Origin of the sequence: Streptomyces sp. NPDC047974 (assembly GCF_040653375.1) — a bacterium.
In the GTDB taxonomy this organism is placed as follows: Bacteria; Actinomycetota; Actinomycetes; order Streptomycetales; family Streptomycetaceae; genus Streptomyces.
Window position 1 is genome coordinate 37821 of the sequence record NZ_JBEZNU010000014.1, and the last position, 14785, is coordinate 52605.

The window sequence follows — 14785 nt, forward strand, 5'->3', positions numbered from 1 at the left end:
CGTCAGACGTCGAGCTGGTCCGCGACCGCCCGCAGCAGGCCGGCGATCTTCTTGCCGGCCGCCTTGTCGGGGTACCGGCCGCGCTCCAGCATCGGCGTGATGTTCTCCAGGACCGTCGTCAGGTCCTGCACGATCGACGCCAGCTCGTCGGGCTTGCGGCGCTGCGCCGCCGCCACCGACGGCGTCGGGTCGAGAATCGTCACCGAGAGCGCCTGGTCACCCCGCTGACCCGCGACGACACCGAACTCCACCCGCTGGCCCGGCTTCAGAGCGTCGACTCCGGCAGGGAGCACCGACGAGTGCACGAAGACGTCACCGCCGTCGTCACGGGAGAGAAAGCCGAAGCCCTTCTCGCTGTTGAACCATTTGACCTTGCCAGTCGGCAAAGCACACTCTCCCTCTGTCGGTCCCGGACACTCCTGGGCGCCCGTAGAAATGCCCTGGAACACCTTACTGGGGCTGTCCCCAGGCACAGGGAGGGTTAATCCCGCACTCGAACGAGCCAAGCCCTGGCCTGGGAAGGGACCGGGGAACGGACCGCGAAGTCCAGGAAAAGGGCTATCGGAATCGCCTCGGTCAGAGGTCCCTGCGCCACGCGGCATCCGGAGAGGTCAGGCGCTTCACGAGGATGCGGGCGAGGAGGCGAACGGCGGTCTCGTCCTCCCGCACCAAGTGGACGTGCTCACGGTGGACGTACACATCCCTCCCCGGGCCGCTGTTGCCCGCTTCGTGCCAGAGGAACACCGCGTCGGCCTCCTCCGTGATCACGCCCTCGCAGCCCCTGCAGATGGAGAGCGACTGGCTCATGCCTGACCTCCGAGGTTCACATAGTGGTCCGTGAGCGCCATCACCGACCGTGCGAGCCGCTGGGCGTGCCTCAGGGCCCAAGGGGAGTCGGCCCGCACGGGACGGGCCCTGAGGCGGCGGGATGCCTCCTCGACGCCCGCCAGGGCGCAGATGCGCGGCATGTCCCCTTTCGGGTACCTGTCGGCTGCTGCGGTCACCTCGGGGATGGCCACCATGAGCATCCCCCGGAGGGCCTGGGTCAGGCTGTCCGATTGCTCCGGAGACAGAGCCTCCGCCCCTTCTCCGAGCGCCCTTCGGGCCGTCTCCCGCATCCTCCGCGCGTCGAGCGGGTCTGTCCGATCGGGGACCTGTTTCGCTGCGGTGTGGGCGGCGGCCTTCACGTGTCGACTCCTTGCGGTCGGCCGGGCTCCGAGCGGCCTCCCATGCAATCGGCTGGGTGCGCGCACCGACAGGGACGCAGCGTCCCACTTTCGGCCCCTTAGCCGGCGACTCCCAGGAACTCGGCCAACGACCTCAGCCCCGGTGGGTGGTTGGGGAGCGACCACAGGTCACGCACGATCGCGACGGCCAGCGTGTGGTGCCGCATCCACGTCGGCGCCACCTTGCGCAGGGATTCCAGGGTCTTGACCGCGCTCGCCGCGTCCCCGATGTCCGTGTGGGCGCGGGCCACGTCCAGGAGCAGCCAGGTCCGCCAGGACGGCGGGGTGTCCTTGCTCAGCCGCATGCCCTTGGCGAGCGTCAGCGCGTCGTCGGGATGCCCGTACTGGACGGCTAGACGCACTCGCTCGATGCGGACGGACGACGGGCTGAACACACTCACCATGCGGCTGTCGCCGCCCTCGGGGAGCTTGGAGACGCGCCCGGCCTCCTCCTCCGCATGACCCATGAGGCCCGCCGCGCGCTCGTAGTCCCCGCTCCTCGCCGCCGACGTGGCGGCGCTCATCGTCAGCCCACCCCACACCTTCAAACCGTCCGCGGTCTCGGTGAGACCCCTGTTCTTCATGTCGTCCGCGGCTTGCAGGGCGATGCCCAGGGCGTCTTCGAGCCGTCCTTGGCGCTGATACGTCCACGCAGTGGAGTTCACCAGCATGGGGAGCAGCAGAGGGTTCGACGACCGCGCGGCAGCGTCCATCGCCCGTTCCAGGCTGATCAGTGCCAGATCCGTCTTCCCCATCCGTACGGCGACATGCCCGGCGAGCTGAAGCGCCTTGCCCAGGGCCGCGAATCCTTCCTCCCTCTCATCCCGGCGGGCATCGGCCGTGCCTGAGCGGGCGTCGGAGATCAGGCCGGGCAGCACATCCATGACCGCGTCGAACTCGGCTGCGTGATAGCGGGTCCAGCCGTCCGCGATCCGCTCGCGCAGGGCGTCCGGGGAGAAGTCGGCGGTCGGCGGTGGCGGCTCCGGGGCCCAGAGCGCGGGCATGACCGCACGCCGCACCGCCACGAACTTGGGACCGTCGTTCTCCCCCTGGGACGAGACCGCCGGAGGGTCACCGAGCAGCGTCGTCAGCTCCACCCCGAGCCCGTTCGCCAGGGCGTGCAGTGTGGGGAGACGCGCCGAGTGCTTCCTTCTCTGCTCAAGCTGCCGGATCACATCCACGGACACGTTCGAACGCTCCGACAACTCTTCCTGTGCCAGGCCCGCCAGACGGCGCAGCCGCCTCAAGGTCTTGCCGAGGTCTTCGGTCGTCACGCCGCCACCGTACGCCGCTACCTTTCCGGGCCTCAGGGTTCATGAGTTCCTGGATCGAAAAGGTGACCTTCCCCTGATCGCGTCGTTGATCTGATGAGAGCACCGCGAGTGAGGGGAGGGGTGGTGAGCCGGAAGCTGCCACTGGGCGACGGGGAGGCGGCCCGTACCGCTTGTGCCCCTGTCCTGCTCCGGTCGGGGGTGGTGGAGCGGACCGGCGAAGTCCTCACCCCCGCTGTCCTTGCGGCACGTGTGGGCTGGTGTACCGACCTGGTGGGCGGAATGGCCGGTGCCTTGCTGTCCGAACACTGGAACGCCACTGACGTGGACGCGCTGGCCTCCGGTGTGGACGCGGCCGGCCGCGGGCTGCCTTCGAAGGCCTGGATGGCTCTGCGCCGCCTGGGCTGGGCCGTAGCCCCGGCCGGGCCTGTGAAGGTGAACGACCGGATCGTACGTATGGCACAGGAGCAGGCAGGGCGCGTGCTGCGGTCGGCGAAGTGGCGCGCGGACCTGACGGCCGGGATCCTGACAGCCTGGCCGGCAGATCCGGACCGGCGCACAGCCGCGGAATGGGAGCAGGTACGTGGCGCGATTCCCGGCGGGGAGTGCCTGGCGTCCGGCGTGATCCGTTCCCGCACCCGCCAGATCGCCACCTTCCTGCGCAGGCACGGGCGTCTCCCCGTGGATGTGTGCGAACTGGAGCTCGCACCGCGTCCGGCCCACATGCTGGTGCTCGCCGCGTGCGACGGCCAGCAGGCCACGATCGAGCGCTCCGAGGACGGGCGCCGGGCGCTGCTGCGCCTCCAGCTTCCGATCCGGCCGGATCCGCAGACGTACGCGGACTGGACGTGGGTTGTCTGCCCCATCACTCTGCCGCCCACGATCCCCACCAACGCGGTACTCCACCTGCCCACCCTTCGCCCCCTCGGCGGAAGAGTCCGAGTCGATCTCTCCTATGCCCACCCCGCACCGAAGCCGAGGCGCTCCGGCCACACCGTCGCCCTCGGCGTGGACTGGGGTCTGAACACCCTCCTCAGCGCGGGCCCCGTCCGGCTGCACGACGACGGGCGGCTTACCGCCCTCGGGGCGGGCGGACAGTTTCGGGCGGGTGGTGTACTGGCCAAGCAGCACCGGCTGCGCCGTATCGGCGAGCACCTCCGCGCCAAGTCCGACCACTACGCACGGCTCGCCGATCCAGCCCTGAGCACCAAGGCGGAAAGGCTGGCAGAGGAGATCCGGCACGTTTCCGAGCGTCGGTCGAACCTCAACGACGCTCTCGCCCGGTCCGCGGCGCGCTGGGCCATCGACCAGGCCATCGCCGCCGGAGCCACGGTCATCTACCTGGAGAACCTGCGCTCCCTGGAGGCCAGAGGTATGGGCCGGACGATGAACACCCGGCTCTCCCAGACCGTACGAGGCCGGATCGCCAGGTGGATCCGGCACCTAGCCACCGAGACCGGCATCGCCGTCGTCACCGTCCCGCCTCGCGACACCTCCAAGCACTGCCCGCACTGCCTCGCGCCTCTGCGCCACCGTAAGGCCCCCGACCGGCCTGGCGTGCCCGGCTGGAAGTGGGCCATCTGCCCCGACTGCGGCTGGCAGGGCGACCGGGATCAGGGTGCCTGGCGCCGCATCGCCGCACGCGGCTTGGCCCACCAGGCCAAGACCGTCGTGGACCGGACGAGTGGGCAGATGATGATCCGCACCGTGATCGAGAAGATCGAAGCCACAGCCGTCATCGCAGCCACCACGACCGACCGGACGGACCGGTCGAAGACCGGCCCCACCCGGCCGCGTTCCAACCGCCCCGCGCCCAGGCGACGCGGGGTTCCCTCCCTGGCCCGACCCACCGGTCACGCCGGCCAGCGTCCGGAGGGACACACATCAACGGACCGGCCACGGCTGTCTCGCGCAGCCGACCGATACCAGAGTGTGACCGCGATCAGCACGCCCACCGGCCGACACAGGCCGCGAGGAGCAGCGTTAGGCGCCGGATTCCATTTCCACGCCCACGCCTCCCCACCCAGGTGGACACCGCCCGAGCCTGACCTGACGGTTCGCACGGGCCCGCTCAGCCGATCAGAGACGCTAATGCTCCGGGCGCCGACCGGGGAACTACCCTGGCGTCATGAGCAGTGAAATCCCCACAGGGCCGGTGAACGAATCCGCAGACGACTCGGCGCCGGGCGACGGCCTCGTCAAGGCGGGAGTCGTCGTCTTCGCGATCGGGGCGGTCGCGACGCTGGTCACCGTGGCTCCGCTCTTCCTCGGAACCGATCCCTTCCCCACCGTCGCCTACCTGGTGTCGATGCTGATGGGCGTCGGTTTCGCGCTCGCCGCCGCCGGGGTGCTCCGCTCGGTCGCGGCCCAGCGGCGGCAGGCGCGGCAGGCCCGGCGGGCCGCCTAGCGGGCGGTCCCCGCCTCGTACGCCGTCCACCAGGCGCGGAAGTCCGTCAGGTCCTCCAGGACCACGTCGGCGCCCGCGTCGCGCAGCTCCTCGGGGGTGCACGGGCCGGTCGCCACGGCCACCGAGAAGGCGCCGGCGGCCTTCGCGCCGCGGACGTCGGCGACGTGGTCGCCGACGTACACCGAGGCGCCGTGGGCGCGCAGCGCCTCCGCCTTGCCCTCGGCGAAGAGGCCGCCGACGACCACGTCCGGCTCGATGCCGAGGTGGGCGAAGTGCTGCTCGGCGTGCGGGCCGTTCTTGGCGGTGACGACGAGGGTCCGGCCGCCTGCCTCCCGTACGACGTCGAGGGCGTCGAGGGCACCCGGCATGGGGACGGTCGGCGCGAAGGCGTGGACGCCGTACAGGGTGCGGTAGCGGGCGGTCATCTCGGTGACCTGGTCGGCGGGCACCCAGTGGGCCATCTCCTGCTCCAGCGGCGGGCCGAGCCGGCTGACGACGAGGTCGGCGTCGACGTCGACGCCGTACTCGGCACCGAACGTCTCCCAGGTGAGCCGGATGCCGGGGCGGGTGTCGAGGAGGGTCAGGTCGAGGTCGAAGCCGACCGTGAGCGGGCCTGCGGAAACGTTCGTCGTCATGGGTGACATTGTGCCCGGGTGTTCGAATCAGGCCCCTGCTTAGACTGAGCCAAGCCTTACCGAACCTCCTTCGCCTTCTTCTCGCTTCTCGCCCGATGGGTGCTCATGACAGCCGCTTTCCGTTCCAGACGGGTCCTCGCGACCTCGGCGGCCGTCGTCGCCCTGCTGCTCGCCGTCCTCCTCAGCCTCGCCGTCGGCGCCCGGGCCATCGCCCCCGGCACCGTCCTCGACGCGCTCCTGGGCTCCGCCACCGGTGACGACGCCGAGGTGGTGCGGCAGCTCCGGGTCCCCCGGACCGTCATCGGCCTGATGGTCGGCGCCGCCCTCGCGCTCGCCGGCACGGCCCTCCAGGGCATCACCCGCAACCCGATCGCCGACCCCGGCATCCTCGGCATCAGCCAGGGCTCCTCCGTCGCCGTCGTCCTCGCCATCGCCTTCCTCGGCGTGCACAGCCTCTCCGGCTACGTGTGGTTCGCCTTCGCCGGCGCCGCGCTCGCCTCCGTCGCCGTGTACGCGATCGCCACCAGCGGCCGCGGCGGCGCCACCCCCGTGAAGCTCGCCCTCGGCGGCGCGGCGATCAACGCGCTGCTGCTGTCGGTGACGACCGGCGTGCTGACGACGAAGGCGGCCGCGCTCGACGAGTTCCGGTTCTGGCAGACCGGCTCCCTCGACGGACGGGACGCGGCCACGATCGCCCAGATCTGGCCGTTCCTGCTGATCGGCGCCGTGCTCGTGCTCTCCGTGGCGCGCGGCCTGGACGCCCTCGCGCTCGGCGAGGACGTCGCCAAGGGGCTCGGGCAGAAGGTCGCCACCGTCCGGATCGTCGGCGGGCTCGGCGCCACCGTCCTCACCGGCGCGGCCGTCGCCGCCGCCGGACCCATCGCCTTCGTCGGCCTCGCCGTCCCGCACATCGCCCGCGCCGTCGTCGGCTCCGACCACCGGTGGATACTGCCGATGGCCGCGCTGATCGGACCCGTCATGGTGCTCGTCGCGGACGTCGCCGGACGGATCGTCTTCCCGCCGGGCGAGGTCCCCGCCGGCGTCATGACGGCCCTCATCGGCGTGCCGTTCCTCGTGACGCTGGTGCGGCGGAAGGCGGTGCCGGCGTGACCGCCCTCGTGACCCCCGCCGTGAAGAGCCCCGGCTCCCGGCCCGCCGGGTACGGGCTCCTCCGCCTCGGGCCCGCCTCCCTCCTCGTCCACCGCCGGTCGGTCCTCGCCGCCGTCCTGCTGCTCCTGCTGCTCGCCGCGGTCTCGGTCGCGTACCTCTGCGTCGGCGAGAAGACCTTCTCCCCCGGCGAGGTCCTCGCCGTCCTCACCGGCGGCGACTCCCCCGCCGCGTTCGTCGTCGAGGAGCTGCGCGAGCCGCGGCTCGTCACCGCGCTCGCCGTCGGCGCCGCCTTCGGGATCGCGGGCGCGCTCATCCAGACCGTCGCCCGCAACCCGCTCGCCTCGCCCGACATCATCGGCATCAGCCAGGGCGCGGGCGCGGTCACCGTCGCCGCGATGACCTTCGGCCTCGCCTCGTACACGGTCCTGCCCTACCTGTCGATCGCCGGCGGCGTCCTCGCCGCCGCCCTCGTGTACGCCTTCGCCTGGCGCGGCGGGCTGCACGCCACCCGCTTCGTCCTCATCGGCATCGGCATCGCGATCGCGCTGCGCTCCCTGATCACCCTCTTCATGACCAAGGGCGACTTCCTCGTCGCCCAGCAGGCGCAGATCTGGATGACCGGCTCGCTCAACGGGCGCGGCTGGGAGGAGTCGGCGCCGGTCCGCTGGACACTGCTGCTGATGCTGCCCGCCGTGCTGTGGGCGGCCCGCGCCCAGCGGACCGTCTCCCTCGACGACGCCACGGCGACCGCGCTCGGCGTCCGGCTCGGCCGGGTGCGGCTCGGTCTCGTCGCGGTGGGCGTGGTCCTCGCGTCCGTGGCGACCGGGGTCGCCGGACCGGTCGACTTCGTGGCGCTGCTCGCCCCGCAGATCGCCCGCCGGGTGACGCGCACGGCGCAGATCCCGCTGCTCTGCTCGGCACTGCTCGGCGCCCTCGTCGTCGTCGCCGCCGACCTGATCGGGCGGCGGCTCTTCTCCCCGGTGGAACTGCCGGTGGGTGTCCTCACGGCGGCGGTCGGCGCCCCGTATCTGATCTGGCTCATCGTCCGGAGCCGCACGGGAGGGAAGGCATGAGCGAAGGTACGAAGACGAGCGCGGCGGTCGGCGGCAGGCTCGCCGCGCGGGGGCTGACCCTCGCCTACGAGAGCCGGACGGTCGTCGAGGACCTGGACCTGGTGATCCCCGACGGCAAGGTGACCGTCATCGTCGGGCCCAACGCCTGCGGCAAGTCGACCACCCTCCGGGCGCTCGGCCGGCTCCTCAAGCCGGTCCGGGGCGCGGTCCTGCTCGACGGCGAGGAGCTGGCGAAGCTGCCGACGAAGCGGATCGCCCGCTCGATCGGCCTGCTGCCGCAGACGCCCGTCGCACCCGAGGCGATCACGGTCGCGGACCTCGTCGCGCGCGGCCGCCAGCCCCACCAGGCGTGGTGGAAGCAGTGGTCCGAGGAGGACGAGCGGGCGGTGACGGAGGCGATGGCCCGCACGGACGTCGCCGGCCTCGCCGACCGCTCCGTCGACGAGCTCTCCGGCGGCCAGCGGCAGCGCGTCTGGATCGCGATGGCCCTCGCGCAGGAGACGGACCTGCTGCTCCTCGACGAGCCGACCACCTATCTGGACATCGCGCACCAGGTGGAGGTCCTGGACCTGGTCCGCCGCCTCAACCGGGCGCGCGGCCGGACCGTGGTCCTCGTCCTCCACGACCTGAACCAGGCCGCGCGGTACGCCGACCACCTCATCGCCATGAAGGCGGGCCGGGTGGTGGCGCAGGGCGCCCCGTCCGAGATCGTCACCGAGGCGATGGTCCACGACGTCTTCGGCCTCCCGTCGGTCGTCGTCCCCGACCCGGTGACGGGCTCGCCGCTGGTGGTGCCGGGGGCGCCGTGGGAGGAGTCGTAGCGGGGCCGTAGGGGCCGTAGGGGCCGTAGGGCATGTGCGGGCCAGGGTGTGCACGCCGGGGCTCGTACCGCCGGGGCTTCAGGGGCGGCGGGGCTTCACGGACGGCGCGGCTTCACGGGCGGCGGGCGCGCAGGAGGAGGTAGGCGGCGGAGGCGAGGGCGGCGGCCCTGAGGGTCCAGGGCCAGGTCTCGGCGAGGGCCTGGCCCATGGCGTCGCCGCCGGTGGCCACCGCCTCGCCCCAGCGTCCCTCCACCCGCCCCCAGAGCCAGACGACGCCGCCCGCCGCGGCGAGCCCGGGCAGCACGAAGACGGCCGTCTTCACCTGGCCGGGGCTCAGCCGGCGGGAGCCGTAGGCGATGAGCCAGCCGAGGGCCAGCGCGATCAGCCAGCCGAACGCGGCGCCGGCGATCAGCAGCACGGCGGCGAGCAGCAGGAAGGGGTGCGCGAAGCCCCTCGCCCGGACCGGCGCGGCCTCCTCCTCCGGGGCCTCCTCCCGCACCCCCGCCTTCTTCGGACGGCTGCTCAGCAGCCACCCGGCGGCGCGGCGCACCCGGCTCCTGGGGGCGGTCTCCTCCCCGGACTCCTCCTCCGCGTCCTCCGCCTCGGGCTCCGGCGGCCGGAAGAGCTCGGGGGCCTCGATGCCGCCGAAGAAACCGGGCACGTCCGGATCCGCCGCCGCCGTGCCGCCGGTCGCCCAGCCGGAGATCCGGTCCCCTCTCCCGGCGTCGGCGTCACCCGGACGGGGGTGCGGCACGGCCGCCCGGGCCGTGGAGGGCTCCGGGGCGGGCTCACGGGTCTCGGACCACCAGGCGGCGGCCGGGGCCGGGGCCGTACCGGACCCCTCGCCGGACTCCGCGGCCGCGTGCGCTCGGGACCCCGCCCCGGACCCCGCGCCCGGTGTCCCCGGCCTCGACGCGGCCTTCGTGACGACCTCGTCGGGGGTGCCCAGGTCGCCGAGGATCCCCCGGACGGCCGTGGGGGACTCCTCGCCGCGGGTGGTGCGGCGGCGGTCGATCTCGTCGCGGAGACCGGCGACGAGAGCGCTGCGGTCGCCGGGCGGGAGGTGCCTCTGCTGGGCGAGGTCGCCGACCTCGCTCAGGTAGTCGAAGACCATCCGGTCGCTCTCGATGCCCACGCCGCCCCTCCACCGTCCGGCCGAACGCCGTCCCGGTCCTGACGGTAGCGCCTGTGCAGCGGATAACGTGGGGCGGATGGGGATCGGCGAGCTGGACCGGGAGGCGCACGTGCCCGAGGGACGTCCGAAGGGGACCGCGGCGGGTCCGCGCACGCTGGCCGAGGCGCTGCGGGCGCGCGGCGACGACGGGCTCGCGGCGCTGCTGCGGGCCCGCCCCGACCTGCTGGGCCCGGTGCCGAACGATCTGACGCAGCTGGCGACCCGGGCCGGGACGCGGGCCTCGGTGGTGCGCGCCCTGGAGCGGCTCGACCGGTTCTCGCTCCAGGTGGCGGAGGCGCTGGCGGTGGCGCCCGACCCGGCTCCGTACCCCGTGCTGCTCGACCTGTTCACCGGCGGGCACGAGGAGCCGGAGACCGAGGCGGCGCTGCCGCGCGCGGTGGCGCTGCTGCGCGAGCAGGCGCTGGTGTGGGGCGAGGACGACCGGCTGCGGCTCGTCCGGACCGCGCGCGAGCTGCTCGCCCCGTCGCCGCAGCACCCGTCCCCCACCGGGCTCGGGCCAACGGTCGCGGAGGCGACGGCGGGCATGTCGCCGGGGCGGCTCCAGGAGATCGTGGCGGCGGCCGGGCTGCCGTCGACGCACGACCCGGTCTCGGCGGTCGCCGCGCTGACCGGGCTCTTCACCGACCGGAAGCGGATGGGGGCGCTGCTCGACACGGCGCCGCCGGAGGCGCTCTCCGTCCTCGACCGGCTCGTGTGGGGGCCGCCGTACGGCGAGGTGACGGCGCGGCCGACGGCTCCGGTGGGCTGGCTGCGCGACCGGGGGCTGCTGCTGCCGGTGTCGCCGCGCACGATGGTGCTGCCGCGCGAGGTGGCGCTGCACCTGCGGGGCGGGCGGGCGCACCGGGCGCCGGAGCCGCGCGCGCCGGAGGTGGGTGCGGCCCGCGACTACCGTCCCCAGGTTGTGGACAGTGCCGCCGCCGGGCAGGCGTACGCGGCGCTCGCCACGGTCGAGGAGCTGCTGAAGTCCTGGGACCACGGCGGGCCCGCGGTGCTGCGGGCCGGCGGGCTCGCGGTGCGGGACCTGAAGCGGACGGCGGCGGCGCTCGACGTGCCGGAGCCGGTGGCCGCCTTCTGGGTGGAGCTGGCGTACGGGGCGGGGCTGCTGGCCTCGGACGGCGAGGCGGACGAGCGGTACGCGCCGACGCCCGCGTACGACGACTGGCTCGACCAGCCGCCGGCCGAGCGCTGGGCCCGGCTGGCCGGCGCCTGGCTGGAGGCGACCCGCACCCCGGGGCTCGTCGGCGGCCAGGACGCGAAGGGCCGCACGCTGTCCGCGCTCGGCCCCGACCTGGACCGCGCGGCGGCGCCGGAGGTACGCCACCGGGTCCTCGCCCTCCTCGCGACGCTGCCGCCGGGCGCGGCGGCCGACCCGGAGACGCTGCTGGCCCGCCTCCGCTGGGAACGCCCGACGCGCGGCACGACGACGGCCAGGAGCGCACCGCCCGCCACGGCGGGCCCGGGCGTGGGCCCGGGCGTGGGCACGGACACCGCCGCGGGCGCAGGCGCGGCCGCGGATTCCGGTGCGGAGTCCGGCGCGGCCGGGCCCTGGGCCTCCGAGGCGGGCCCGGGCCGCGGCCCGGGCGGCCCCGTCGCCGCGCGCCCCGCCGCCGACCTGCGGGAACGTCTCGCCCGCTGGGCCCTCGGGGACGCCGAACTGCTCGGCGTCACCGGGCGCGGCGCGCTGTCCACGGCCGCGCGGGCGCTGCTCAACCTGCCGCTCGACGCGCCCGCCGGGCAGGCCGCCGAGGGCGGAGGGGTGGAGCCGGAGGTCGCGGCCGAGCGCGCGGCGGAGCTCCTCGAACCGCTGCTGCCGCAGGCCGTCGACCACGTGCTCCTCCAGGCCGACCTGACGGCCGTCGCCCCCGGCCCGCTGCTGCGTCCGCTGGCCGACGCGCTCGCGGTCCTGGCGGACGTGGAGTCGAAGGGTGGCGCGACGGTCTACCGGTTCACGCCCGGTTCGGTGCGGCGCGCCCTCGACACCGGCCGCTCCGCCTCCGACCTGCACGCCTTCCTCGCCGCGCACGCGCGCACCCCGGTGCCGCAGCCCCTCGCGTACCTCATCGACGACGTGGCGCGGAAGCACGGGCACCTGCGGATCGGCGCGGCCTCCGCGTACGTGCGCTGCGACGACGACGCGCTGCTCGGCGAGATCCTCGCCGACCGCCGCTCGGCGGCCCTGCGCCTGCGCCGCCTCGCGCCGACGGTCCTGGCCGCCCAGACGGACCCGTCCTCGCTCCTCGACGGCCTGCGGTCGATGGGGTACGCCCCGGCGGCGGAGTCGGCGGAGGGCGACGTCCTGATCACCCGCGCCGACGCCCACCGCACCCCGCCCCGCACGCCCCCGGCTCCCGTCCCCGACGGCCCGCCGGCCCCCGACACCACCCTGCTCAAGGCCGCGGTCCGCGCCATCCGGGCCGGCGACCACGCCGCCACGGCCGTACGCAAGGAACCCGCCGTGCCCGTCACCACCGGCGGCCTCCCCCGCACCTCGGCGGCGGAGACCCTGGCGACGGTCCAGGCGGCGGCGATGACCGGCTCGGCCGTCTGGATCGGCTACGTCAACGCCGAAGGCGCCGCCAGCCAGCGCGTCATCGCCCCCGTCCGCGTCGAGGGCGGCTTCGTCACCGGCTACGACCACACGGCCGACGAGGTCCGCACCTACCCGCTGCACCGCATCACGGGCGTCGCGGAACTGGCGGACGAGGAGGTCTAGCCTCTCGGCGCGACCAGGGCCGCCGGGTCGACGTCCAGCGGGAACGGCTTCTCGATCGCTGTCGTCCGCCCCGCTTCGGCGACCGTGCGCTCGACGTAGCGGCCGTCCCGCAACTCGCACACGACCAGTGTCGGCACCGGCTCCAGTTCGAGCCGCCACAGGTGCTCGATGCCGGCCTCGGCGTAGTACGGCGGCTTGAGCAGGCGGTCGGTGCGACGGCCGGAGGACGACGGGGAGACGATCTCGACGACGAGCAGCACGTCGTCGGCGTCGTACGTGATCGGGTTCTCCGCCGCGGCGGCCGCCTCGACGACGACGATGTCCGGGATGAAGAGCCCGTCGGGCAGCACGAGATTGACCGCCTCAAGGACTTCCGCCGCCACGCCCTCCCCCTGGACGGCTTGGTCCAGCAGGCTCCAGAGGCGCGATGAGGCCCGCTGGTGTTTCGTTCCCGGAGCCGGAGACATCATGAGCGCTTCCCCCATCAATTCACGACGCTGACCACGGTCCTCCCCCAATGCCAGGACTTCCTCTATGGTCCAGGGCCCATAGTGCGGATCGTGCGCGACGCTCATCTCGCCACCTCCCTCGTACGGAACCGGTCGCCTTCAGTGTGGCAGGCCCCCCCGACAACCGTCGGGCGTCAGGCACACTGGATGTTTGGCCGCGCGAAAAGGGGATGCACGAACGTGAACGGACCTCTCATCGTCCAGAGCGACAAGACGCTGCTCCTGGAGGTCGACCACGAGCTCGCCGATGCGTGCCGGCGGGCGATCGCGCCGTTCGCGGAGCTGGAGCGGGCGCCCGAGCACATCCACACCTACCGGGTGACGCCGCTCGGGCTGTGGAACGCGCGGGCCGCCGGTCACGACGCCGAGCAGGTCGTGGACGCGCTCGTCGAGTACTCCCGGTATCCGGTGCCGCACGCGCTGCTCGTCGACATCGCCGAGACCATGGACCGGTACGGGCGGCTGACGCTGACCAAGCACCCCGCGCACGGGCTGGTGCTGACCACCACCGACCGGCCGGTCCTGGAGGAGATCCTCCGGTCGAAGCGGGTGCAGCCGCTGGTCGGGGCGCGGATCGACCCCGACACGGTGGTCGTGCACCCCTCCGAGCGCGGACAGATCAAGCAGACGCTGCTGAAGCTGGGCTGGCCCGCCGAGGACCTCGCCGGGTACGTCGACGGCGAGGCGCACCCGATCGAGCTCGCCGAGGACGGCTGGAGCCTGCGGCCCTACCAGCAGCACGCCGTCGAGGGCTTCTGGCACGGCGGCAGCGGCGTCGTCGTGCTGCCCTGCGGGGCGGGGAAGACGCTGGTGGGCGCCGGGGCGATGGCCAAGGCCAAGGCGACGACGCTGATCCTCGTCACCAACACCGTCTCCGCGCGGCAGTGGAAGAACGAGCTGGTGAAGCGGACCTCGCTGACCGAGGACGAGATCGGCGAGTACAGCGGGACGAAGAAGGAGATCCGGCCCGTCACCATCGCCACCTACCAGGTCCTCACGACCAAGCGGAAGGGCGTCTACCCGCACCTGGAGCTCTTCGACTCCCGCGACTGGGGCCTGATCGTCTACGACGAGGTGCACCTGCTGCCCGCGCCGGTCTTCAAGTTCACCGCCGACCTCCAGGCCCGGCGGCGCCTCGGCCTGACCGCGACGCTGGTGCGCGAGGACGGCAAGGAGGCGGACGTCTTCTCGCTGATCGGGCCGAAGCGGTTCGACGCGCCGTGGAAGGAGATCGAGGCGCAGGGGTACATCGCGCCCGCCGACTGCGTCGAGGTCCGGGTCAACCTCACGGAGTCGGAGCGGCTCGCGTACGCGACGGCCGAGGCGGAGGAGAAGTACCGCTTCTGCGCGACGACGGCGACGAAGCGGCGGGTGACGGAGGCGCTGGTGAGGAAGTTCGCGGGCCAGCAGATCCTCGTCATCGGCCAGTACATCGACCAGCTCGACGAGCTGGGCGCGCACCTCGACGCGCCCGTCATCAAGGGCGAGACGTCGAACAAGGAGCGGGAGCGGCTCTTCGACGCCTTCCGCAACGGCGAGATCAACGTCCTCGTCGTGTCGAAGGTCGCGAACTTCTCCATCGACCTGCCCGAGGCGACCGTCGCCATCCAGGTCTCCGGCACCTTCGGCTCCCGCCAGGAGGAGGCCCAGCGCCTCGGCCGCGTGCTCCGCCCGAAGGCGGACGGCCACCAGGCGCACTTCTACTCGGTCGTCGCCCGCGACACCATCGACCAGGACTTCGCCGCCCACCGCCAGCGCTTCCTGGCGGAGCAGGGGTACGCGTACCGGATCGTCGACGCGGACGAGCTGCTGGCGCCGTAGCGGA

14 protein-coding genes are annotated in these 14785 nt (G+C 73.5%); 7 read left to right on the forward strand and 7 right to left on the reverse strand.

What is annotated here, in order from left to right; all coding sequences use genetic code 11:
- Window positions 1–2: 2 nt before the first annotated feature.
- The 4 genes from AB0E19_RS20690 to AB0E19_RS20705 form a co-directional block, all read right to left on the reverse strand.
- The gene (locus tag AB0E19_RS20690) at window positions 3–386 is read right to left on the reverse strand and encodes a cold-shock protein (protein ID WP_362181983.1); all 384 of its coding nucleotides are present in this window, start codon (window positions 384–386) and stop codon (window positions 3–5) included.
- A 190-nt stretch (window positions 387–576) separates the two neighbouring features.
- A complete protein-coding gene (locus AB0E19_RS20695; protein ID WP_362181986.1) occupies window positions 577–807 on the reverse strand; it encodes a hypothetical protein in 231 nt (76 codons plus the stop codon).
- Window positions 804–1187, reverse strand: a complete 384-nt coding sequence (locus tag AB0E19_RS20700; RefSeq protein ID WP_362181989.1) for a DUF6415 family natural product biosynthesis protein — start codon at window positions 1185–1187, stop codon at window positions 804–806. The genes AB0E19_RS20695 and AB0E19_RS20700 overlap by 4 nt, the downstream gene beginning before the upstream one ends.
- Window positions 1188–1285: 98 nt before the next feature.
- A complete protein-coding gene (locus AB0E19_RS20705; RefSeq protein ID WP_362181992.1) occupies window positions 1286–2500 on the reverse strand; it encodes a helix-turn-helix domain-containing protein in 1215 nt (404 codons plus the stop codon).
- 123 nt (window positions 2501–2623) lie between these two features.
- Between AB0E19_RS20705 and AB0E19_RS20710 the strand changes: the two genes are divergently transcribed.
- Complete coding sequence (locus AB0E19_RS20710; protein WP_362181995.1) at window positions 2624–4636, forward strand: transposase; 2013 nt, start codon at window positions 2624–2626, stop codon at window positions 4634–4636.
- Window positions 4626–4904 carry a hypothetical protein gene (locus tag AB0E19_RS20715; protein ID WP_362181998.1) on the forward strand — a complete coding sequence of 93 codons (279 nt, stop codon included), beginning with the start codon at window positions 4626–4628 and terminating at the stop codon, window positions 4902–4904. The genes AB0E19_RS20710 and AB0E19_RS20715 overlap by 11 nt, the downstream gene beginning before the upstream one ends.
- Here the strand turns inward: AB0E19_RS20715 and AB0E19_RS20720 are convergent.
- Entirely contained in the window at window positions 4901–5548 is a 648-nt protein-coding gene (locus AB0E19_RS20720; RefSeq protein WP_362182001.1) for an HAD family hydrolase, read from the reverse strand. The two genes, AB0E19_RS20715 and AB0E19_RS20720, sit on opposite strands and share 4 nt — an antisense overlap.
- A 96-nt stretch (window positions 5549–5644) precedes the next feature.
- Here AB0E19_RS20720 and AB0E19_RS20725 point away from each other — a divergent pair, with 96 nt between their 5' ends.
- From AB0E19_RS20725 to AB0E19_RS20735, 3 genes are read left to right on the forward strand one after another with little or no spacing between them, the layout of a single operon-like run.
- Window positions 5645–6649, forward strand: coding sequence for an iron chelate uptake ABC transporter family permease subunit (locus tag AB0E19_RS20725; protein ID WP_362182004.1), 1005 nt, complete (start codon window positions 5645–5647; stop codon window positions 6647–6649).
- Window positions 6646–7722 (forward strand): iron chelate uptake ABC transporter family permease subunit, encoded by a 1077-nt coding sequence (locus tag AB0E19_RS20730; protein WP_362182007.1) that lies wholly within the window; start codon window positions 6646–6648, stop codon window positions 7720–7722. Before AB0E19_RS20725 ends, AB0E19_RS20730 begins: the two co-directional genes overlap by 4 nt.
- Window positions 7719–8543, forward strand: coding sequence for an ABC transporter ATP-binding protein (locus AB0E19_RS20735; RefSeq protein WP_362182010.1), 825 nt, complete (start codon window positions 7719–7721; stop codon window positions 8541–8543). The genes AB0E19_RS20730 and AB0E19_RS20735 overlap by 4 nt, the downstream gene beginning before the upstream one ends.
- 112 nt (window positions 8544–8655) lie before the next feature.
- On the opposite strand, the gene AB0E19_RS20740 is transcribed toward AB0E19_RS20735, so the two are convergent.
- Complete coding sequence (locus tag AB0E19_RS20740) at window positions 8656–9678, reverse strand: hypothetical protein (RefSeq protein ID WP_362182013.1); 1023 nt, start codon at window positions 9676–9678, stop codon at window positions 8656–8658.
- Between the two features lie 76 nt (window positions 9679–9754).
- On the opposite strand from AB0E19_RS20740, the gene AB0E19_RS20745 reads away from it, so the two are divergent.
- Window positions 9755–12451 (forward strand): helicase C-terminal domain-containing protein, encoded by a 2697-nt coding sequence (locus AB0E19_RS20745; protein ID WP_362182016.1) that lies wholly within the window; start codon window positions 9755–9757, stop codon window positions 12449–12451.
- Here the strand turns inward: AB0E19_RS20745 and AB0E19_RS20750 are convergent.
- Complete coding sequence (locus tag AB0E19_RS20750; RefSeq protein ID WP_362182019.1) at window positions 12448–13026, reverse strand: Uma2 family endonuclease; 579 nt, start codon at window positions 13024–13026, stop codon at window positions 12448–12450. The genes AB0E19_RS20745 and AB0E19_RS20750 overlap by 4 nt on opposite strands.
- Window positions 13027–13140: 114 nt before the next feature.
- Between AB0E19_RS20750 and AB0E19_RS20755 the strand changes: the two genes are divergently transcribed.
- Window positions 13141–14781 carry a DNA repair helicase XPB gene (locus tag AB0E19_RS20755; RefSeq protein WP_362182023.1) on the forward strand — a complete coding sequence of 547 codons (1641 nt, stop codon included), beginning with the start codon at window positions 13141–13143 and terminating at the stop codon, window positions 14779–14781.
- Window positions 14782–14785 lie beyond the last annotated feature (4 nt).